This is a genomic window from Pseudoalteromonas 'SMAR', from assembly GCF_048515945.1.
GTDB lineage: Bacteria > Pseudomonadota > Gammaproteobacteria > Enterobacterales > Alteromonadaceae > Pseudoalteromonas.
The window spans coordinates 151,022-171,588 of the sequence record NZ_JBLWMW010000003.1; the positions used below are offsets into that span (position 1 = coordinate 151,022).

The following is a 20,567-nucleotide window of genomic DNA, read 5'->3' on the forward strand; positions in this document are numbered from 1 at the left end:
CTTGTATCGCTCTTATCTGAATTGGTTTAGGAATTTTAAGTCGTTCTCGAAGAAAGCTCTTAAGTCTGTTACGCCATAACGCAACATGGTTAATCGCTCTACCCCCATACCAAAGGCGAAACCTGTGTACTCTTCAGGATCAATGCCTACCGAGCGCAGTACATTGGGATGCACCATGCCACAGCCAAGCACTTCTAGCCACTTGCCGTTTTTACCCATTACGTCTACCTCAGCTGAAGGCTCTGTAAATGGGAAGTATGAAGGGCGAAAACGCACTTCCATATCTTCTTCAAAAAAGTTACGTAAGAAATCGTGCAAGATCCCTTTCAGCTCAGTAAAGCTAACGTTTTTGTCGACCATCAACCCTTCCACTTGGTGGAACATTGGGGTGTGAGTTTGATCGTAGTCATTTCGGTATACGCGACCTGGCGAAATAATTCTAAGCGGTGGTTGCTCGGCTTCCATAGTACGGATCTGAACGCCACTGGTTTGCGTCCGTAACACCAACTTAGGGTTGAAATAGAAAGTATCGTGATCAGCACGCGCCGGGTGATGCGCCGGAATATTTAACGCATCAAAGTTGTGGAAGTCGTCTTCCACTTCTGGGCCAGATTTAACAGCAAATCCAAGCTCACCAAAGAACTGTTCGATACGTTCAATGGTACGGGTCACAGGGTGTAAACCACCACTAGGCATAGTGCGTCCAGGCAAGGTGACATCAATGGTCTCTGCTGCCAGTTTTTTCTCCAAAGCCGCATTCGCCAAGGCTTCACGCTTGACGTTGATGGCGTCTTGCACCTGCGTCTTGGCTTGGTTGATAACTTGACCGGCTTCTTTACGCTCTTCTGGCGCTAATTTGCCTAGGGTTTTTAAAAGCCCAGTGATCTCACCTTTTTTACCAAGGTAGTTAACTCTAACTTCCTCAAGGTGCGCTATTTCGCTTGCCTTATCTACGGCTTCCAGCGCTTGCGCTAAAATATTTTCTAAATTCATTGTCTACCTGATCGTTGCTGAGGTAATTTGCTGTTATTTAATCCCTTATGATAACTGAATTGCAAGGGGATATTCCAGCCCTGTTAGAGCTTTAAAGTGGCTTTTATGAACGGAATGGTCAACTTTCTTTGCGCAGCCATAGAAGCGTGGTCAAGTTTATCTAATACTTCGAGCAACGCGCGCATGTCGCGGCTCAGTCGCGTCAATAAAAACCGCGCGCATTCATCCGATAACTCAAGGCCACGCATATTCGCTCGCTTCACTAACGCTTCGGCTTTGTCATCATCACTCATGGAGCGGATTTGAAAAGTAGTGCCCCACGCCAGGCGTGATTCGAGGTCAGGTAATGACAGGTTGAGCATGGCTGGCAATAAATCTGCGGTCACCACTAGGCACTTGCCTTTTTCATTAAAGCGATTGAAGAAATTAAATAAACCTTTTTCCCATGCCGCATCACCGGCAACTAAATGGACATCATCAATGCACACAACATCAAGCGCATCCAAGCCATCGAGCACCAAAGGTCCATAATCAATCACTTCTCGCATAGAGAGTAATATTGTCGATAACCCCATTTCTTGGGCTTCGATGCAAGTGGCATACAGCAAGTGCGATTTACCAGAATCGGCTAGGCCACATAAGTAGGTATATTGAAAACCTTGTTGGCGCTGCTGTAATCCCGTCTTTAAATGATTGACCTCTAATGAAGCCTCACCACCGAAATACGAACTGAAGGTTTCATCATCGGGCAAAGTCACTGGCAGCGCCATTTGACGTGGAGCATCCATATTACTGCCCTACCCACACGTATTTAAGATTATTGTTATCACTTACCTGATAATACGCTCGTGGGTCTTGGTACTCATCAAAACTTTGCTCCAGATTAATGGTTTTGCGCAGATCCGACACGCTTGAGCTGTGTGTGATAACAAATTTTATGGTGTCACCGGCGCGGTATATGACATCCACATCCACCACCGTGCTCATCGACATAAGTCGCCGCTTAGCTAATTCCACATCGCTAAACGTGGCTAACCTTTCTACCACCACGGTGGACGTGTGCATGGTGTCATTTTGCGTGGGATCGATGACGTATTTGCGAGCCAGTGCACTTGAAAGGTGATTCACCATATCGATGATCACCTGCTGTTTATCCCCCACCAGCTGTTCGGGTTGGAAAAATTCGGCATCGGTATAACGCCAGTCAAGCTGCCAGGAATTAGAAAAAGGCGGTTGAAACAAGCGCGCGGTGATCACTCTCTCTGCTTCGTAGCGCAATGAAGCTTGCTCCACGGGCTGCGAGAAGTTACCCCAAACTTCGGCAATACTGACATTACTGCGGTCGGTTAAATCCATTAATGGCACCACCACCGGCACCCCCCACTCGTCAGCGGTATCGTAAATTAGTCGCTCTAATTGCGGGTAACTTTCTTGGGTAACAAATTCTCTTCTAAGGTTGTCTTCAATTACTAACCAAATGGCCACCATTGGCCTGCGGTTGCCCCAAAGCGGTAACCCCGCTGCGGTCACCATTTCTTCCACTTTTCCCGACTCAAACTCCACCGTTATTTTGGTTTCTCCATTGCGATCAACGTATTCATAGCGCAACATGTAATCCGAAATACGTCTCATGGCCGCTTGAATTGAGGGATGAGAAAAATCATCAGCTTTGCCAGTCAACTTTTGTAGTACTTTTAACAGCGCTTGTTGGCTTGCCTCAGCACGGGTGGCTCGAGATTTGTCGCTTACCGAGAGAGTTGCTTCATACAGCTTTTGCACTTCTACGGCTGGTGCACTCATGGAGCAACAAAACAGCAATATGAAAATCAGTCTGATGACCATAGTATCCATGTTTTCGTATCTATAAAGCTTGATCCTAAAACAATCATGTAAGTAAAGCAAAAACAACTGCGTGATCCTGTTAAATCGCAAAAAGATGAAAGATAACAACACACTTTACCTAGATAGTGACTTAATAACTCGGCACTTTGTCTAGCCAATTGCGAGCGACACCAGCGGGCAACTCATTATATCGCTGCATTTACGCTACTCCTTTTATGAAGATGTATGACGTAACTGAACTCACCGCACCACAGTAGCCAAATAACGCTGGCACTGAGTTTTTCAGTAGCAAAGTTGCTACACTGTGCTTTTGTAACCGACATATTTTCTACCGGAGAGGCAATGAAATACTTACATACCATGGTTCGTGTTCAAGACTTAGAAGCTTCACTGCACTTTTATTGTGACCTACTGGGACTAAAAGAAGTAAAACGACATGATAGCGAGCAAGGCCGTTTTACCTTGGTCTACCTCGCAGCGCCTGAGCAATTAGCCGAAGCCGAATCCACTTATGCGCCAACGCTTGAGCTCACTTATAACTGGGACCCGGAGCAATATGATGGCGGTCGCAACTTTGGTCATTTGGCCTTCGCCGTTGAGGATATTTACGCGCTTTGCCAGAAGTTACAAGACGCGGGGGTCACTATTAACCGTCCACCTCGCTGCGGCCATATGGCATTTGTAAAGTCGCCAGATGGCATCTCCATCGAGTTATTACAACAAGGTAAGTCGCTTGAGCCTGCTGAGCCTTGGCTGTCTATGCCAAACACGGGCAGTTGGTAGCGTTAATAGACCAAATGATAGCTTTTCAGCAAAGTCACCAGCTTTGCTTGAAAAGCGTTATCACTGAGCAAGTCTTCGAGCATTTTAAAGTTTTGCCTTTCACTGTGCGGCGCCATAATCGCGCGATAGTAGGTTTCATGTGGTAGTTGAGAAAAATAAAACACCTCAGGCCAGGCGTTTTTCGCCACCAAATACTCAACCGTAGAACGACTGACAATGGCCAAAGTAACCCGCTTTTTCATCACCATTTCTAGTAGCGCTTGCTCAGAATTAACATCAACCCGCTCTACTTTGTTCGCTTTCACCCCGGGCTCGAGGTGACGATAATAATAGCCCGAGATCACCCCAACTTGATTACCATATAGCGAAACGGGATGAATGTATTCAAATGCCTGATCGACGTGGGAAACAAACTCGTCGGTGTCATACATAATGGGGCTACTCCAGAGATATTTTTGTTTCTGCGGATCGCCAAACCAATTAGGATTTACTCCTAACACCATGCCATCGAGCTTGCCTGCGGCTAGCAATCGATTGATACGCTTGCGGGGCACAAAGCGCACACGGACTTCGGCTGCATCTAATGACTCGTTGAGTAGCTTGGCTATGTCAAAATATAAGCCTTGGCGCTTTTCTAAATCAATGACATAGGGCGGTTTAAGGTGGTAGATATAGAGCGTTAGTTGGCTTGTAGCCGCTGCTGAAAAGCCACTTAATACTGCCATAAGTATGATGGTAATCCGGATCCTCAGCAAACTGTGCCCCTCTGATCAGTGCGACTAAAATACAATCTATATTATGACCGATTTATCTTGTTTGGCTTGCGAACCCGCAAAAAAAATGGGGCACAACGCCCCTTAATTTACAAAGTAATAACATCTTTAGCAAGTAAAGATAAACATCAGCCTGCTACTGACAGCTTTGTTCGTTATACACCACCTTAAGTGCAGCACCATTGGAGTTACCCGAGACCTTTAAATAGCCCCAATAATTCGCCTGCTGCCCAAGCATAATGCACTCCTTGTTGCCCAAGTTAAACGAGCTGGCGTCGACATTGCTTTCGTTAGGCCAGCCTTGGTTACTGTATTGCAGTGCTAAGTCGCCACTGCCATGTGCAGTTTCTATCATTACGGACTGTTGAGCACTGACGTTTTCTAAACTAAACCACATGGGTGCTTGGTTACCTAAGCAAACTGTTTCACCGTCGCGTAAACGCCCAGAAGATACGCTGCCTTGGCTTTGGCAAATATCTTCCACATTTGAAGCCACTGTATAACGAGCAGTGAGTGAGACATTACTAAAGTCATTATAACCATGCAGCATTATGTAATACTCGGTTGCTGTCGGCTCTACTATTTCACACACCTCCTCATTGCCGCCTTGGTATGGTCTGCAATCAAAGTCAGATAAGCTGGGTACTGCCCCCTCTTTGACATACAGGTCAGCATCACCGGTACCCGATGTCGTGGTTATCAGAAGATTAGTTGCCTCGGCTGGTACGGCTACCTGATAGACCACTTGCTGATCCTGTTGCCCCGATACACTCACGGGTACGCCAGATTGTAATTGCTGGTTATCAGATGCTTGCACCACCACTGTAGTGCTATCACTGTGTGTTAAACCACTGGGGTCAGACACCGTTAGACGCACTTGATATTCACCACTTTGGTCATAACTGTGGCTCGGGTTTGCTACCTGACTTTGCGTGCCATCACCAAACTGCCAAAGGTAACTAAGACTATCGCCATCAGGGTCTATACTGCCTTGACTGGAAAACTGAATGGCCGTGCCGGCTTGCCCTTGATAGGGACCATTAATTTGTGCCGTTGGTGGTTGATTCTCATCGCCTGCCACCAGCGTTTGTGTCCACTGCTCAAACTCACCTTGATAGTCACTCGCCCAGCGGTTAACACGCTGCTGATAAGCCTGCCAGTTTCCAGAGCGAGTCTCTTGGCGCATGGCTTTTAGTTCGCCAACATGGCGTTCATACATAAACCGCACCGCCAGATAGCCCCAACGGTAAATGCGATCTTGATCAAATCCCTCATACGTTGTTGCAAAGATCTGTTGTAAGGAATACACCGAGCCGTCGGATATGGTATCCAATGCCGCTTGATTGTCATTCAGCTTGGCAATGTATTCCGCCACTCCCTCACTCCACCATACAATTGGCTGAGTTGGTGCATTAAAATCACCATATAGATCAAAACGACCATCTAAATAATGCACATACTCGTGCTCTAAATTCCAAATATAATGCTCGGCCTTAGCGTAACCCGCTTCATAGGCAACAAAGTTAGCAATGTTGTTACTATCACTGGGTGTCCCTTCTAAATACATCCCGCCATTATCGGTGTTGATTTTAAAAATGGCTTTGGCGTACTTTTTATAATCAGCGCTGCTATTAAAGATATTCACTTGCAGAAAGTCGTTGTAGTCATCGCTGACTGGCACACGCCCTGTCTCTAGCATGGTATGAAAACGCAGCTCTTCATCTCCCATCGCCTGACATGCGGAATCGAGCTGTATATCACTGAGTTCTTGGGCACGAATTTTAATGGTGTCGCTGCAACTATACTGCTGAGCTAACACCTTGGCTTCGAGTGTTTTATCGAAGTCACAAATGTTGAATTGACTGCAATCACCATGGTACGAGGCCACATCTGCCGCTGCTAACCAAATACCATCACCAAAGCCATAACTTTGATAACGCGAAAATAGGTCTTTAAGTTCTTGATCCACGGCAGCTTGTATGGGAGCTCCTGCATACAACTTCAATCTTGCCAGTTCACTGGCCGCATTAATAATTAAGTATTCAGAATCCGAGTTCACCATCCAAGTTTGGGCAGTAAATGTGCCCAGCAAGGTCACTAACTGTTGATCTTTTCTTACCAGCTCAACAAAGTCAGGGTTCCATTGACCACGGTACAAAATGGTGAAAATACCATTGACGGCACTGCGCATGTGCCAATGTTGAGCGTAACTGTCATTCCATTTACTAAGCCAGCTTTTAACTACCCCCAAATAAGTATGTTGTAACTCTGCCGAATCCATGGTGATGATCACCTCAGCCAACACCTTACCGTGGGCATTATTGTTAGCATAAAAGTGCTGATTGGCCACAAAAGCATCCACAGCTGCTTTTACTGCCGCTTTTATTTCAGCAGTAAAAGCCACTTGGTCATTGTAAAACTCAACATAGAAGCCAGCCCTAAGAAACAAGAAGAGTGTTTCTAAGTGATTGTTACCGCTTCCAGTATAATTCTGTGACAGCGTTTTCGCAGCGGTAGCCACGGCCTCCATGTTACTAGAATTAAAGACACCCACTTGAATGGCTGCCGATGCAGAGAACAAGTCATTAATACAACCACTACCTTGTGCCTTTACCAACTCCACCAGTTGATTTGAGCTGGCATTGGCAAGGCTATCTAAATCACAAAACGATGATTGCGCGGCAGTGTTAGCCAGCTGCTGAGTAAGGTGGAATGGCGTAATCAAATGCCCAGTATCTGTCCGAGTTGCCAGCGGAGCCTGTTCATCGTCTCGCTCTGCGCTGTGTTCATGACCATGGGATAGTTGCTGCACAGCCTGAAGCGGCTGTGACAGCGGTTTATAGATTGATTTCTCGGCGCCATGAGCTGCGCCCATTGCACTGGCCATCATTGCCAGCGTAAGTACTTTATATTTCATAACGAACCTTTACATGTTGTGTATCCAAACCCATTTGGGCCTTAGCTTTTTAACATTAAATACACAATGTATACAATATATTTTATATAACCAAATGGAATAGCGTTAGTCTGATAAGCATTGCTGTTCATAAACGGGAGAAGCTAAAGCTCTCTATGGAGACGCTTTACAACCTGCGACGTCGTTTTGCTGTTAAGGCAAGCTAATCATCACGATGTTGGTTGCAGCCCCTATTTCTATGGTTTATAGGCAAGACGATAACTGCTGTAATTTATTTACTAATAGTTTTATTATTAATGATACTGGGGATATGTAGGGTCGTGATTGATGTCGTCATTCAACTTTATCAATTTTTGTAATGGCGCCACGGTTGATGGTTACCCGCACTTGAAATTGCGATAGCGCGATTGAATACACTCCATCGGCGGGTTTTTTAGCCAAAAGGTGCTGTAAGCCCAGTAATAGCTGATCGGTATCGTTTTGTTGGCCACTGTCCTCTTGGCTATTCAAGTACGCTTTGCCTTGCTTTACTGCTTTATCAATAACTACAGAGGCAGCCTGTTGGGTTGCTTTACTCTTTAGTGCTTTAACTAATGCAGACTTCAATAAACTCATAATTCACCGCACATCTAAAGATTTTTTACTTATCGCTGAGTTTAGCAAGGGGGTACACAAAGTCCATGCACTTTTGTTTGCAAAATATTTCCTTTGGTTGTCATTTAAAAACGACTAACAAAAACGGAAACTGCACTTTTTCAACCTCAGTGATACTGCTTACGATCACCATAAATGTATTTATTGAAACACGTGTAATTGTGCTTTTATTTGTCTGCCACTAAAAAGCTGTGCCAAAAAAGGAGCAAAGTAGGCTTCATCACTTTTACTGCTCAGCTGCTGGTCGTTATCAGTAGTAAGTGGCCTAGATAGCTCAGCTTTTACTTCATGCCAATTGGGATTAGCTGCGCTAAGCACCTGATGTACTTTGGTGTTATAGCTGCAGTGTTCCATGTTCTCACAGATCAGCATTAATGGCTGACTTAGCTGCAATGAATCTAATAACGCCTGATTGATATTTGCTGTATCGCCACCTTGCGACAGCATTAAACTGCTAGGAATACCATAGGCCACGATGAAGTCATCATCAGCAAACAGGCTGTTAGTATAGAGTAAGGTGGTTAAAATAAGATACGTGCTGTATTCAGCATCCTGGCTCAACCCTAATAATGGGCTACCTTGGCGCAAGTCTAAGGCGCACAGGCTGGAAACCTGCTGCCAAAATAATTGCCTGTCTTTGGGTAACTTGTTTGCCCCAGCGCCAGCTAATCGATTCATCCAGCCATCGAGGAACCGCGTAAAGTTATCGCTTGTCACCTTGTTGTTTAACTCCTCGTTCCTTGCCATAAGCGTCCTTATTTTGCCGCAACCATAAAATCAGATGTGTTTTATCGCAAGCCATTATGGCCAATACGGATACCGTTAATTGAGTTGAGCTTGGTTATGTAAATAGAGTAATTAATGCCGCACACATGAGTGTAATGCATTTTCATAAACGCTGTCAGCAGCACCCAGCTAGAGCGTTAATTTTAGTAAGCAATAAGGCAGGAAATTATGCAATTACAGCTAATTACAGGGCCCGAAGTGGGAACGGTTAATTCAAATAATGGCGCTTGGTAGAAAACAAAAAGGCTCACCTAAATGTGAGCCTTTTTAGCAGTTAACCAAACTGGTTTAACTAAGAGAGCAAACTACAAGGTCGTTTGCAGTTACTTGTATTCAACTTCGATGATTTCAAATTCAACGGCACCATTTGGAGTTTGAATATGAACAGTATCATCTAACTCTTTACCAATAAGTCCACGCGCAATAGGTGAATTTACCGAAATTAAGTTACTTTTGATGTCCGCCTCATCATCACCAACAATGCGGTAGCTGACTTCTTCATCTGTTTCAACATTAACAATAGAAACAGTACTACCAAAAATCACTTTACCATTGTTTTCCATCTTAGTGACGTCAATGATCTGTGCTGTTGACAGCTTACCTTCAATCTCTTGAATACGGCCTTCACAAAAGCCCTGCTGCTCTCTTGCAGCGTGGTACTCGGCGTTTTCTTTCAAATCACCGTGCTCGCGAGCTTCAGCAATGTCAGCTACGATTTTTGGACGGACAACTTTTTTTAAATGATTCAGCTCTTCACGAAGCAATTCTGCGCCTCGTACTGTCATCGGAATTGATTGCATAAGTATCTCACTCATGGCCAAGGCACGCAGCCTTGGCTCAGTTCTTCTTAGTTCAAACGCTGGTGTAGTTCTTGAACAGAGTTTACAGAACTTCTGTCATCAGCTTCATTCGCTGTACAGTTTGCAAACGCTGCATTTAGCGTAGTGGTGTAGTTAGTCTTATGCTGCAATGCACCACGACGTAACACCTTCGAGTCTTCAATTGCTTGGCGACCTTCAGTGGTATTTACAATGTAGCTGTACTCACCATTCTTGATGCGGTCAAGAATATGAGGACGACCTTCAAATACCTTGTTTACACGACGTACTTCAATGCCTGCTTTTTCTAACGCTTTGGCAGTACCACTTGTAGCGTCTAATTCAAAGCCAATTGCTTTCATGGTCTTTGCTAGCTCTACAACTCGTGCCTTGTCACTCTTACGCACAGATAGTAGCGCGCGGCCGCCACGTGGTAAAGCGTTTGCTGCACCTAATTGCGCTTTTGCAAATGCTTCGGCGAAATTTTCACCAACACCCATGACTTCACCGGTTGAGCGCATCTCTGGGCCACGCATAGGGTCAACGCCTGGGAACTTAGCAAATGGCAATACCACCTCTTTAACACTGTAATACGGTGGAATAATTTCTTTGCTAATGCCTTGGCTAGCGAGCGATTGGCCAACCATACAACGCGCCGCTACTTTCGCTAATGGCACACCCGTCGCTTTAGACACAAAAGGTACTGTACGCGCGGCACGTGGGTTCACCTCAATCAGATAAACCTCATCATCTTTTACCGCAAACTGGGTGTTCATTAGACCCACAACACCTAATTCAAGCGCCATATCACGCACCTGCTTGCGCATGACATCTTGAATGTCTTGCGACAACGTATGTGCTGGCAGTGAGCAAGCAGAGTCACCAGAGTGTACACCAGCTTGTTCAATGTGCTCCATAATGCCGCCAATGATAACGTTCTCGCCATCACAAATCGCATCAACATCCACTTCAATGGCGTTGTCTAGGAAGCGGTCAAGCAATACCGGTGCTTCGTTTGATACCGAAACCGCTTCGGTCATGTAACGACGCAAGTCCGCTTCATCATAAACGATTTCCATAGCACGACCACCAAGTACATACGATGGACGTACAACCAGTGGGAAACCAATCTCTTGTGATTTCGAGATGGCTTCTTCTAAAGACGTTACAGTGGCATTTTCTGGTTGCAGTAGATCCAAGCGCTCCACTAACTGTTGGAAGCGTTCACGGTCTTCCGCGCGGTCAATGGCATCAGAAGAAGTACCAATTACTGGCACGCCGTTAGCCTCAAGATCACGGGCCAGTTTCAATGGCGTTTGGCCACCGTACTGAACGATCACGCCTTTTGGCTTTTCAACACGAACAATTTCTAATACGTCTTCGAGGGTAATTGGCTCAAAGAATAAACGGTCTGAAGTGTCGTAGTCGGTCGAAACCGTCTCAGGGTTACAGTTCACCATGATGGTTTCATAACCGTCTTCGCGCATTGCAAGCGCCGCGTGTACACAACAGTAGTCGAATTCGATGCCTTGACCAATACGGTTAGGGCCACCACCAATAACCATGATCTTGTCTTTGTCTGACGGCGCAGCCTCGCACTCTTCATCGTAAGACGAGTACATGTAGGCAGTGTCTGAGCTAAATTCAGCAGCACAGGTATCAACGCGCTTATACACTGGCAAGATTTCTAACTGGTGACGTTTCTTGCGAATTTCTTTTTCAGACACTCCGGCGATTTCGGCAATACGCGCATCTGAGAAGCCTTTACGCTTCAAGCGACGTAAGAAGTCTTTATTCAGACCGGCCATGCCAACTTCAGCGATTTTTGCTTCGTCTTTAAGAATGTCTTCAATTTGCACCAGATACCAACGGTCAATTTTGGTCAGCTCAAAAACGTCTTCCACAGACATGCCATGACGCATAGCATCTGCAATGTACCAAATACGTTCACAACCTGGTTCACGTAGTTCACGAATGATGGTTTCTTTGGCGTTAATGGCGTCTAGCGGTACCACAGGGTTTAGACCAGTAGCACCAACTTCTAGGCCACGCAATGCTTTTTGCAATGACTCTTGCTGGTTACGACCAATGGCCATCACCTCACCCACTGACTTCATTTGTGTGGTTAAGCGGTCATTAGAGCCGGCAAATTTTTCGAAGTTGAAACGTGGGATCTTAGTAACAACGTAATCGATTGATGGCTCGAATGAAGCTGGTGTTGCGCCACCTGTGATGTCGTTTTGCAGCTCGTCCAGCGTGTAACCAACAGCAAGCTTGGCGGCGATTTTCGCAATTGGGAAACCCGTTGCTTTTGATGCCAGTGCAGAAGAGCGTGATACACGTGGGTTCATCTCAATGATAACCATACGGCCATCAACTGGGTTTACCCCAAATTGTACGTTCGAACCGCCCGTTTCAACACCAATTTCACGTAATACTGCCATCGAGGCGTTACGCATTAATTGGTATTCTTTGTCGGTCAAGGTTTGCGCTGGCGCTACCGTGATTGAGTCACCAGTGTGCACGCCCATAGGGTCGAAGTTTTCAATTGAGCAAACAATGATGCAGTTGTCGTTTTTGTCACGAACCACTTCCATCTCATACTCTTTCCAACCCAACAAACTTTCATCAATAAGCAGCTCATTAGTCGGAGATAAGTCGAGTCCACGAGTACAGATCTCGTCAAACTCTTCCATGTTGTATGCAACACCACCACCGGTACCACCCATAGTGAATGATGGTCGAATAATACACGGGAAACCAATGCGAGAGAGCACATCATGGGCTTCATCCATAGAGTGCGCAATTTCCGCACGCGGGCACTCAAGGCCAATGTTTCTCATGGCAGTGTCAAAACGCTCACGGTTTTCTGCCTTATCGATGGCATCTGCTGTGGCACCAATTAACTCCACACCATGCTTGGCAAGCACACCGTGCTTATCCAACTCCAGTGCACAGTTCAACGCTGTCTGGCCGCCCATGGTAGGTAATACCGCGTCTGGCTTTTCTTTTTCAATGATTTTTTCTACCACTTCCCAGTGAATTGGCTCGATATAAGTAGCATCAGCCATTTCTGGGTCAGTCATGATGGTAGCTGGGTTCGAGTTTACCAAGATGACTCGATAACCCTCTTCTTTCAGCGCTTTACAGGCCTGAGCACCAGAGTAGTCAAATTCACATGCTTGGCCGATAACGATTGGGCCTGCGCCCAAGATCAAAATACTTTTTAAGTCTGTACGTTTTGGCATTATTACTCCGGTCCTATTAAGCGTTGTGAGATTGCATTAATTCAATAAAATGATCGAATAGCGGTGCTGCATCGTGAGGCCCTGGGCTGGCTTCCGGGTGACCCTGGAAACTAAATGCCGGCTTGTCAGTACGATGAATACCTTGCAAAGTGCCATCAAAGAGTGATTTATGCGTTGCTCGCAAATTATCAGGTAGACTTGCTTCCTCAGCAGCAAAACCGTGGTTCTGCGCTGTGATCATCACCACGTCGCGTTCGATGTCTTTTACCGGGTGGTTACCACCGTGGTGGCCAAACTTCATTTTCGCGGTTTTCGCCCCTGACGCAAGCGCCAGTAGTTGGTGACCTAAACAAATACCAAATAATGGGATTTCTTTATCAAGGAAGGTGTTAATAGCATCGATTGCATAGGTACAAGGCTCGGGGTCGCCAGGTCCATTAGATAAGAACACGCCATCAGGATTTAAAGCCAGTACGTCAGCTGCGGAGGTTTGCGCAGGTACTACGGTTAGCTTACAGCCTCTGTCTACGAGCATCCGTAGAATATTTTTTTTCACACCAAAATCGTAGGCAACAACATGGAACTTTTCTTCTTCTGGCGATAGGGTTTTGAATCCCTCACCCAAAGTCCAGCTTGATTCACGCCATTCAAACTGAGTTTCTGTTGTTACTACTTTCGCTAAATCCATCCCTTTTAAGCCAGGAAAAGCTTGAGCCGCTTCCAGCGCTTGTTGCTCGTTAACCTCATCACCTGCGATAATACAGCCATTCTGTGCGCCTTTATCACGTAAGATCCGAGTTAATTTTCGAGTATCAATATCCGCTATCCCGAGGATATTGCGTTGCTTTAGATAATCACTGAGTGATTGTTCGTTACGGAAATTACTCGCAAGCAGTGGTAAGTCACGGATCACTAGGCCTTTCGCCCAGATTCTGTCCGCTTCCTCATCTTCGCTGTTAGTACCGGTGTTGCCGATATGTGGGTAAGTAAGCGTAACGATTTGTTCCGCGTATGAAGGATCCGTTAAGATCTCTTGATACCCCGTCATGGACGTATTGAATACCACTTCTCCGACTGACATACCGTCAGCACCGATAGCAGTACCGCGAAACACCGTGCCGTCTTCAAGGACTAACAGAGCGGATTTAGTCAAGTTAACCTCCTAATAGTAAAAAACGGGCGAAAGCAAGAAAACGCTCCACATCCCGTTTACAAAAGCGCTTGGTAACACGCAGTTTTTAAAATTTTGGCAAATTCGTTATAGTCTACAGCAAGATTCCTATTTCGTCTAATCAAAATCACATAATTTATAAAAACAAAGGGTTTGCAGTGTATTTTACTTTAAACCCTTAAAATGATACGATTACTTCTTTAAATCTAGCACATCTTGCATATCATAAAGACCCGCCGGCTTATCTTTTAACCACTTCGCAGCCCTTATAGCACCTGATGCAAAGGTTAATCTTGATGCCGCTTTATGGGTTAATTCAAGCCTTTCCCCCATAGTTGCGAAGTAAGCCGTATGTTCACCTACAATATCGCCAGCTCGAAGCACTGAATAACCGATTTCTTGTTGTGATTTGGCTTCATGACTGTGGCTGCGGTCGTACACTGCAACTTCATCGTGTTGCCAGCCTTTGGCATCGGCAATAGCCTCTCCTAACGCCAGTGCCGTGCCCGATGGCGCATCAACTTTGTTGCGGTGATGGGCTTCAAAGATTTCAATATCCATGTCATCACTGAGCTTTTCTGCCGCTGTTTGTACTAGGTTCAATAATAAATTAATGCCAACGCTGTAATTGCGAGAAAAAACAATCGGTATGGTGTTGGCTGCAGCTTTAAGCTGCGACATGTCTGCAGCCGTTAAGCCGGTAGTACCAATCACCATGGGTTTCCCCTCAGCTACCGCCTTTTCTAAATGTTTTTTCATGCCCTCTGGCAACGTAAAGTCAACCACCACATCCACAGCACTGAGGTCGCTTTCTTCACTACAAAAGTGGCTATCGGCGTCGGCTTGGGGTTGTAGTTGCCTTATGGCTTGATTGAGGTATTGAGATTGACTACGAACAAAAGCCCCCGCTAATTGAGCGCCACTATCGTGATGACAAGCCTCAATCAGTGCTAAGCCCATACGGCCATTAGCACCAAAGATCCCGACTTTGGTCATGTGTTCCCCTTAATTGTGTTAATTCAGTTGCTTACTCCGGCGATGCCATCATGTTATCACCATCACTAATGCGTCAGCCTACTGATGCACTGGTCATAAATAGAGTAATTCTTATGCTTTTTCATAGTGCTAGAGTTTAACCTATCTGTGTGTCATAGTCAGGGTGGATGAAAATAATAAAACATTAGACTTTAGACGTCTAAACATATAAACTTCCGCGCCTGCTCACCTCTCGGGTCTCAAACCTGACTCTGATCTAGGTGTGTTGTGCGGTTTCACAGTCGGTGCTGGCTGTGTTCAATTTTGGGGAGTGCTATGCAGCCAAACTATAATCAAACAAAAGCAAAACTATCCTTGCTACCTCTGCTGACATTTGTCGCTATCTTCTTGGGTGCTGGTTTGTATTTACAATCACAGGGAGTTGATTACGCTTTTTACCAGTTAAAAGCACCTGTTGCTATCTTACCGGCCATTGTGTTGGCATTTATCTTAAATAAAGACACCATCAACCGCAGTGTTGAAACCTTCATTCGTGGTGCCGGCCACAATAATATCATTACTATGTGCTTGATTTACTTGCTGGCTGGCGCCTTTTCTGCCGTTGCTAGTGCCACCGGTGGGGTCGACGCTGTGGTAAATGCAGGCTTGTCTTTGATCCCTGCTGCGTTTTTATTACCTGGGTTATTTTTGATCTCAGCGGTGGTTTCTACAGCCATGGGCACCTCGATGGGAACCATTGGTGCTGTGGGCCCAATCGCTGTTGCGGTGGCCGTAAAGACCGGAATCGATCCGGCATTGATGGCAGGTACGATAGTGTCTGGTGCCATGTTTGGCGATAATTTATCAATTATTTCTGATACTACGATTGCCGCGACCCGCACTCAGGGCTGCGAAATGAAAGACAAATTCAAAGAAAACCTCAAAATTGCCTTACCGGCTGCGCTGCTTACCGTCTTGCTACTAGTCTTCGTCACCCCAGAGCCTCAAGTCGTTGAAAGCAAAGACTTTGACTGGTTATTGGTGCTGCCATATGCCTTTATTTTGATTTTAGCGGTTATCGGGATCAACGTTTTTGTTGTGTTATTTAGCGGAATCATTTTTGCTGGATTGATGGGATTTGTCGGCGATTATCAAGGCTCTGCTTTCTTAAGCGATATCTACACCGGCTTTAGTGAGATGCAAGAAATCTTTTTGCTCTCCATGTTTATTGGCGGCATGTCTGAATTTATCAGAGTAAATGGTGGCCTCGACTTTTTAGCGAAACAAATCCAAAAGCTCACTGCTATCATTGCAAAATGGCATCGTAAAGTAGCGGATCAACTGGGTATCGCCGCGTTAGTTCTTACCAGCAACTTATGTATCGCTAACAATACCGTCAGTATTATTGTTGCAGGCCCGGTGGCTAAAAAGCTCGCCGAAGACGGCAATATTACGCCTAAGCGCTCGGCAAGTTTATTAGATATTTTTGCTTGTGTGATGCAAGGCTCCCTGCCCTATGGTGCCCAAGCATTATTACTCGGCGCCACGTTTAAAATAAGCCCTTGGGATGTTTCTAGTTCTTCATATTATTGTTTTATTTTGGCTTTCACGGCAGTCACAGTGATTTGTTTAAGACGAAATAAAGCCTAATAGCAACTTTTTATTGCCATAAAGCGCCCATCATTGGGCGCTTTTGTTATAATTTCATTTTTAGTGCACATTTACTTCTAATAATGAAATTAAACTCTCTTTTACTTCCTACGTTGTTTTTAGCCAGTAGCGCTACGGCCGCTGATTGGAGTAACACCCAACTTCACCTAAATCATGGTGAATTTAAAAACCCATTTAGCCAAGCCCAAGCAAACTCAACCGTTTACTCTCTGCAACACGCCTCTGGCTATCAATATGGCGACAATTTTTTCTTTATTGATTACAGCAAAGATGACTTTCGCGATGGCTATCAAGACGGCGACTTTTACGGCGAGTGGTACTCCAGTTTCTCATTAGCCAAAATAATGGACTACCAAAGCCAATTCGAAAGCATTAGTGATATTAGCTTAACACTGGGTGTCAATGCCGCGGGAGATGCTAAAGTCATGAAGTACTTACCTGGTTTTAAAGTAAACTGGAATGTACCTGGCTTTAATTTTTTCTCTTCAACCTTCACGTTATATCAAGATGATAGTCAAGGTATTGCCAAAGGTGGAGCACCCAAAGAGACTAACAGTTGGATGCTAGACCTTGCGTGGGGCTACCCTTTTGCCATAGGCCAACAGCGCTTCTATCTCACCGGCCATGTAGAGTATATCGCAGAGCGTGAAAATGAATTTGGTGACACCGTTAATGGCTGGCTTCTAGCACAACCAATCTTACAATGGGATTTGGGGCACGCCTTAAGCATGCCAGTCAATCAACTGATGTTAGGGATTGAGTGGCAGTATTGGCATAATAAACTAGGCACAGATACCACTGAGTCGGTTCCACAGCTACATCTAGCTTGGACTTTCTAACTCCCACACCATGGCAAAGCAATTGGCTTTAGCGGCTTTATTGCTTTGCCGCTGTCATTCTCAGTAGGCTTTTTATATTGAGATAACTGAGTTTGCAATTTTGGCAGAGCTAATAATGCAACGTAGAGCTCGACATTGTTTGCAAACTCGCTTTTCAGCAGTTTTGGTAACGAGTCAGTTAACTGTTGCAAAATGGTATCACTAGGAGCGTTATTCGCTGTTATTTTCAAAAACACCTGCTGCTGCCACTTAAGCACGGTATTGAACTCCACGTTGTTACTTTGCTTCACTTGCTCAGCCACCGTATTACTATATCGAGCAAACGCCTCTATCTCACCACCAATTAAAAGTGCATTGAGCAGATTCAGGCCGACATAACTGGCTTCGATGGTCTGCTTCTCAGCTTGGTATGCTTGCAACGCCTTGATATACAATGTGCTGGCCTGTGCGTAATTCCCCAAATCATAATGAACATTGGCTAGGTTGTTAGAAAATGCGGTAATAACCGATTTTTCATAGTTCTTATTAAGATGTTGCTCTAACAGTTGTTGAGCGTCCTTGGGTTTGCCACTGGTTCGGTAATGAACTGCTAGATTATTAATAATCGTTGGTTTTTGCATACTATCGGCGTGCTTAAGTGCACACTCATAACCATTACTGGCAAGCGTCATCTGCTGATTTCGACGGTAATAAATCGCTAAATAGTTGGCTAATTCAGCTTTTTCAACTCGCAAAAACTCAAGCCAGCTCGTTTGCTCGGTAAATGGCAAAATAATATCGCGGATCAAGTCATGGTTATTGCTTCTGATCGCTGCCTCTAAAGCAGCTCGATGAAGTGCATAGAGACCCTTTGAAGGCTCACTAGGGAGTGTACCTTTTATATCTTTATATCTTTGTGTGGCTTTTGCAGGGTTAGCCTGATTCAATGATTCTATCAGTTGCAGCTCTTTGTATAACAAGCTTGGTGAAACCAGTACTGCTGACACCAGAAAATACATTAATACAGCCACAGCCTCCCCCAAAGAACCCAATCCACTTAACACTAATGTCTAGTCTAGCTGGCTCACACTGAGTTAGCCACACAGCAAGCTTTTCGAGTGCCTTAACCATTGAGTATCTGTAGGCTTATTACCATACTTTTTAATATAATAACTAAAACCATAACAACTACCATCTCTGCATATGGCACTTGGCGCGATTATCGTAATGGCTATAGGCAGGCAGCTATTGTTAGCAATAGGCTAGCTATATAAATAACCCAATGAATATCAGTAATTATAGCTAAATAAAGGCCCCCATTGGGACCTTTACGGAGTTTACGGATTTGGGAATAACCTATCATTTAATGGCTCTACCATTAGCTTAAACCACTTTCCTTGTGCGTTTTGTAGCTAAATAAACCTGGTTTAGTTAAGTCACAACTGCTGCATATCTTTCATAACGATATCTCCTTTACCTGTTAATGCACTTTACTTGTGCAAGTGGGACAATGGATTTTCTTAGCCGAGTTCAATTACATAGTAAGCTCTCTTACCATCGAGTACTGCAACCTGCGACTTACTTAACCTTAGAACACAGGAAGCTAGAATGAGATATGCAAATAATTAATCAGACCTTGAAGACACACTACAACCAGCATATATATTGCGACAGCCAACAGGTTTTAAAATAGAATATGTATTATTCATAGCTTTTTTGAATCCAGTATCGAGGCTTGTGGTCATTATTTTTTTATTGCTTACAAACCGAAATTCAGCTTTGAAAAAACGCAGTTCATAAAACTGCAATACTAAACCAGTCAGTTGCTATTCAGAATGCCAATAATAGTACGAGTTTGATTTCAGCTGTTAAAAAAACATGGATAAGAGATCTCTAGCTGTAACTATAGATTTTACGAGGCTCAGACAATTAGATGTGAATTTTTCTCATGCAGGTAAAGTCTTCCTCAACTGCAAAGCAATATTAAATAAAAGACCGTAACATTGCTTGTCGACCCCCTTCTACTAACGAGCTCTAACTGACTAATATTATTTAGTAGGCTCGATAACAACACACCTATCTTAAGGGCATGTATATCTTATAGGTGGATTTACCCCGCGCTCATTATTATGCACTAAACGCAAAAACCCCGACTCTTTCGAATCGGGGTTTGACGTAGAAGGGTGAACTGCGACCGAAGCACTGCTTCGCAGCGCAGTGAACGCGAGATATGGATACCGAGCCGGAAGCCCTCCACAAGGATGTGTGTCCAAAGGTTGTCAGAGTCGCGCGGTTATCTTTACCACTCTGTCTACATTGCTCTCAAGGCTGTTATTTCTTGTAGGCGCGGGTTTACCCCGCGCTTTTTTTGAATTCCACATAGCAAAAAACCCCGACTCTTTCGAATCGGGGTTTGACGTACAAGGAAGTACTAATGTCGATGAGATTCATGGATGAATGTCTTTCATCAACTTACTTATACCAATCCGCATAAAGATTAAATCAATTTTATCCACTCCCGATTACACATCTTTTTTACCCGCTCAGGTACTGAAATAAAGTGATTCCAAGCCTCTGAAACCTCATCTACGATTTCTTCATAGCATGAAAATACTCTATTAGATAAACAGTGTTGTCGTAGCCAACTCCACACTTGCTCTATTGGGTTTAACTCTGGTGAATAGGGAGGTAGTTTTATTAATGTGACATTTTTGAACTCTGTCGCAGTATCATATGTGTGCCATCCTGCACCATCTATTATCACAACAGCATGTCTTCCAGCTGGTGTTGCTTGTGATATCTGACGTATGTGCTGCCTCATTGCTTCTTTATTGACAAAGGGACTTACTAACGCCTCTGTTTGACCTGTTGCGGGGCAGACCGCGCCGAACAAATACCCATATTCAAACTGCTGTTGCTTCACAACGCGTGGGCGAGTCCCTGTTTCAGCCCAAATACGCGTGGTCGGGTTTTGCTGGCCGAACCGTGCTTCATCCTGAAACCACACATCGATACGCTCAGGAGAAAGGTGTCCCGGTGTGTTAAGGATCGTTTCCAGTTGGATGATCCAATGTACAAAAACTCTATAGCTAATTGTGCGAAAACTACGGGAATATGT

Annotated in this window: 16 protein-coding genes; 3 read left to right on the forward strand and 13 right to left on the reverse strand. The window is 44.8% G+C overall.

All coding sequences use genetic code 11. The features are described from left to right. Positions 1–12 precede the first annotated feature (12 nt). The 3 genes from pheS to ACNKW2_RS02725 all read right to left on the reverse strand — a co-directional run bounded on the left by pheS (position 13) and on the right by ACNKW2_RS02725 (position 2,844). The gene (pheS, locus tag ACNKW2_RS02715) at positions 13–993 is read right to left on the reverse strand and encodes a phenylalanine--tRNA ligase subunit alpha (protein WP_336566601.1); all 981 of its coding nucleotides are present in this window, start codon (positions 991–993) and stop codon (positions 13–15) included. Positions 994–1,076: 83 nt separating this feature from the next. Next, positions 1,077–1,781, reverse strand: coding sequence for a DnaA regulatory inactivator Hda (hda, locus tag ACNKW2_RS02720; protein WP_419147176.1), 705 nt, complete (start codon positions 1,779–1,781; stop codon positions 1,077–1,079). Between the two features lies 1 nt (position 1,782). Then, positions 1,783–2,844, reverse strand: a complete 1,062-nt coding sequence (locus ACNKW2_RS02725; RefSeq protein ID WP_419147177.1) for a DUF2066 domain-containing protein — start codon at positions 2,842–2,844, stop codon at positions 1,783–1,785. 333 nt (positions 2,845–3,177) lie between these two features. On the opposite strand from ACNKW2_RS02725, the gene gloA reads away from it, so the two are divergent. Further along, positions 3,178–3,618 carry a lactoylglutathione lyase gene (gloA, locus tag ACNKW2_RS02730; RefSeq protein WP_419147178.1) on the forward strand — a complete coding sequence of 147 codons (441 nt, stop codon included), beginning with the start codon at positions 3,178–3,180 and terminating at the stop codon, positions 3,616–3,618. 2 nt (positions 3,619–3,620) lie between these two features. Here gloA and ACNKW2_RS02735 read toward each other — a convergent pair whose 3' ends face one another. From ACNKW2_RS02735 to dapB, 8 genes are all read right to left on the reverse strand, one after another. Continuing rightward, complete coding sequence (locus ACNKW2_RS02735; RefSeq protein ID WP_419147179.1) at positions 3,621–4,343, reverse strand: type 2 periplasmic-binding domain-containing protein; 723 nt, start codon at positions 4,341–4,343, stop codon at positions 3,621–3,623. 184 nt (positions 4,344–4,527) lie between these two features. Further along, positions 4,528–7,308, reverse strand: a complete 2,781-nt coding sequence (locus tag ACNKW2_RS02740; RefSeq protein ID WP_419147180.1) for a collagenase — start codon at positions 7,306–7,308, stop codon at positions 4,528–4,530. A gap of 333 nt (positions 7,309–7,641) precedes the next feature. Continuing rightward, positions 7,642–7,923, reverse strand: coding sequence for a hypothetical protein (locus ACNKW2_RS02745; protein WP_419147181.1), 282 nt, complete (start codon positions 7,921–7,923; stop codon positions 7,642–7,644). Positions 7,924–8,103: 180 nt separating this feature from the next. Further along, positions 8,104–8,709 (reverse strand): hypothetical protein, encoded by a 606-nt coding sequence (locus ACNKW2_RS02750; protein WP_336566609.1) that lies wholly within the window; start codon positions 8,707–8,709, stop codon positions 8,104–8,106. Between the two features lie 362 nt (positions 8,710–9,071). After that, complete coding sequence (gene greA / locus ACNKW2_RS02755) at positions 9,072–9,548, reverse strand: transcription elongation factor GreA (RefSeq protein WP_336566610.1); 477 nt, start codon at positions 9,546–9,548, stop codon at positions 9,072–9,074. A 47-nt stretch (positions 9,549–9,595) separates the two neighbouring features. Next, positions 9,596–12,814 carry a carbamoyl-phosphate synthase large subunit gene (gene carB, locus ACNKW2_RS02760; RefSeq protein ID WP_419147182.1) on the reverse strand — a complete coding sequence of 1,073 codons (3,219 nt, stop codon included), beginning with the start codon at positions 12,812–12,814 and terminating at the stop codon, positions 9,596–9,598. Positions 12,815–12,830: 16 nt separating this feature from the next. Beyond that, the gene (gene carA, locus ACNKW2_RS02765) at positions 12,831–13,967 is read right to left on the reverse strand and encodes a glutamine-hydrolyzing carbamoyl-phosphate synthase small subunit (protein ID WP_336566612.1); all 1,137 of its coding nucleotides are present in this window, start codon (positions 13,965–13,967) and stop codon (positions 12,831–12,833) included. A gap of 210 nt (positions 13,968–14,177) precedes the next feature. Further along, entirely contained in the window at positions 14,178–14,981 is an 804-nt protein-coding gene (gene dapB, locus ACNKW2_RS02770) for a 4-hydroxy-tetrahydrodipicolinate reductase (RefSeq protein WP_419147183.1), read from the reverse strand. Positions 14,982–15,296: 315 nt separating this feature from the next. Between dapB and ACNKW2_RS02775 the strand changes: the two genes are divergently transcribed. Together ACNKW2_RS02775 and ACNKW2_RS02780 are read left to right on the forward strand one after the other, a co-directional pair. Then, positions 15,297–16,610, forward strand: a complete 1,314-nt coding sequence (locus tag ACNKW2_RS02775) for a Na+/H+ antiporter NhaC family protein (protein ID WP_419147184.1) — start codon at positions 15,297–15,299, stop codon at positions 16,608–16,610. An 83-nt stretch (positions 16,611–16,693) separates the two neighbouring features. Then, entirely contained in the window at positions 16,694–17,470 is a 777-nt protein-coding gene (locus ACNKW2_RS02780; protein WP_419147185.1) for a nucleoside-binding protein, read from the forward strand. Here the strand turns inward: ACNKW2_RS02780 and ACNKW2_RS02785 are convergent. Next, positions 17,467–18,480 carry a tetratricopeptide repeat protein gene (locus tag ACNKW2_RS02785; protein WP_419147186.1) on the reverse strand — a complete coding sequence of 338 codons (1,014 nt, stop codon included), beginning with the start codon at positions 18,478–18,480 and terminating at the stop codon, positions 17,467–17,469. The genes ACNKW2_RS02780 and ACNKW2_RS02785 overlap by 4 nt on opposite strands. Before the next feature lie 1,466 nt (positions 18,481–19,946). Further along, positions 19,947–20,567: IS630 family transposase (locus ACNKW2_RS02790; RefSeq protein WP_419147187.1), on the reverse strand; the 621-nt coding region annotated here is incomplete at its 5' end.

What these genes read in the sequence shown, in the direction of transcription:
- pheS (WP_336566601.1), bottom strand. Translation starts at nt 993, where the DNA reads ATGAATTTAGAAAATATTTTAGCGCAAGCGCTGGAAGCCGTAGATAAG.
- hda (WP_419147176.1), bottom strand. Translation starts at nt 1,781, where the DNA reads ATGGATGCTCCACGTCAAATGGCGCTGCCAGTGACTTTGCCCGATGAT.
- ACNKW2_RS02725 (WP_419147177.1), bottom strand. Translation starts at nt 2,844, where the DNA reads ATGGATACTATGGTCATCAGACTGATTTTCATATTGCTGTTTTGTTGC.
- gloA (WP_419147178.1), top strand. Translation starts at nt 3,178, where the DNA reads ATGAAATACTTACATACCATGGTTCGTGTTCAAGACTTAGAAGCTTCA.
- ACNKW2_RS02735 (WP_419147179.1), bottom strand. Translation starts at nt 4,343, where the DNA reads ATGGCAGTATTAAGTGGCTTTTCAGCAGCGGCTACAAGCCAACTAACG.
- ACNKW2_RS02740 (WP_419147180.1), bottom strand. Translation starts at nt 7,308, where the DNA reads ATGAAATATAAAGTACTTACGCTGGCAATGATGGCCAGTGCAATGGGC.
- ACNKW2_RS02745 (WP_419147181.1), bottom strand. Translation starts at nt 7,923, where the DNA reads ATGAGTTTATTGAAGTCTGCATTAGTTAAAGCACTAAAGAGTAAAGCA.
- ACNKW2_RS02750 (WP_336566609.1), bottom strand. Translation starts at nt 8,709, where the DNA reads ATGGCAAGGAACGAGGAGTTAAACAACAAGGTGACAAGCGATAACTTT.
- greA (WP_336566610.1), bottom strand. Translation starts at nt 9,548, where the DNA reads ATGCAATCAATTCCGATGACAGTACGAGGCGCAGAATTGCTTCGTGAA.
- carB (WP_419147182.1), bottom strand. Translation starts at nt 12,814, where the DNA reads ATGCCAAAACGTACAGACTTAAAAAGTATTTTGATCTTGGGCGCAGGC.
- dapB (WP_419147183.1), bottom strand. Translation starts at nt 14,981, where the DNA reads ATGACCAAAGTCGGGATCTTTGGTGCTAATGGCCGTATGGGCTTAGCA.
- ACNKW2_RS02775 (WP_419147184.1), top strand. Translation starts at nt 15,297, where the DNA reads ATGCAGCCAAACTATAATCAAACAAAAGCAAAACTATCCTTGCTACCT.
- ACNKW2_RS02780 (WP_419147185.1), top strand. Translation starts at nt 16,694, where the DNA reads ATGAAATTAAACTCTCTTTTACTTCCTACGTTGTTTTTAGCCAGTAGC.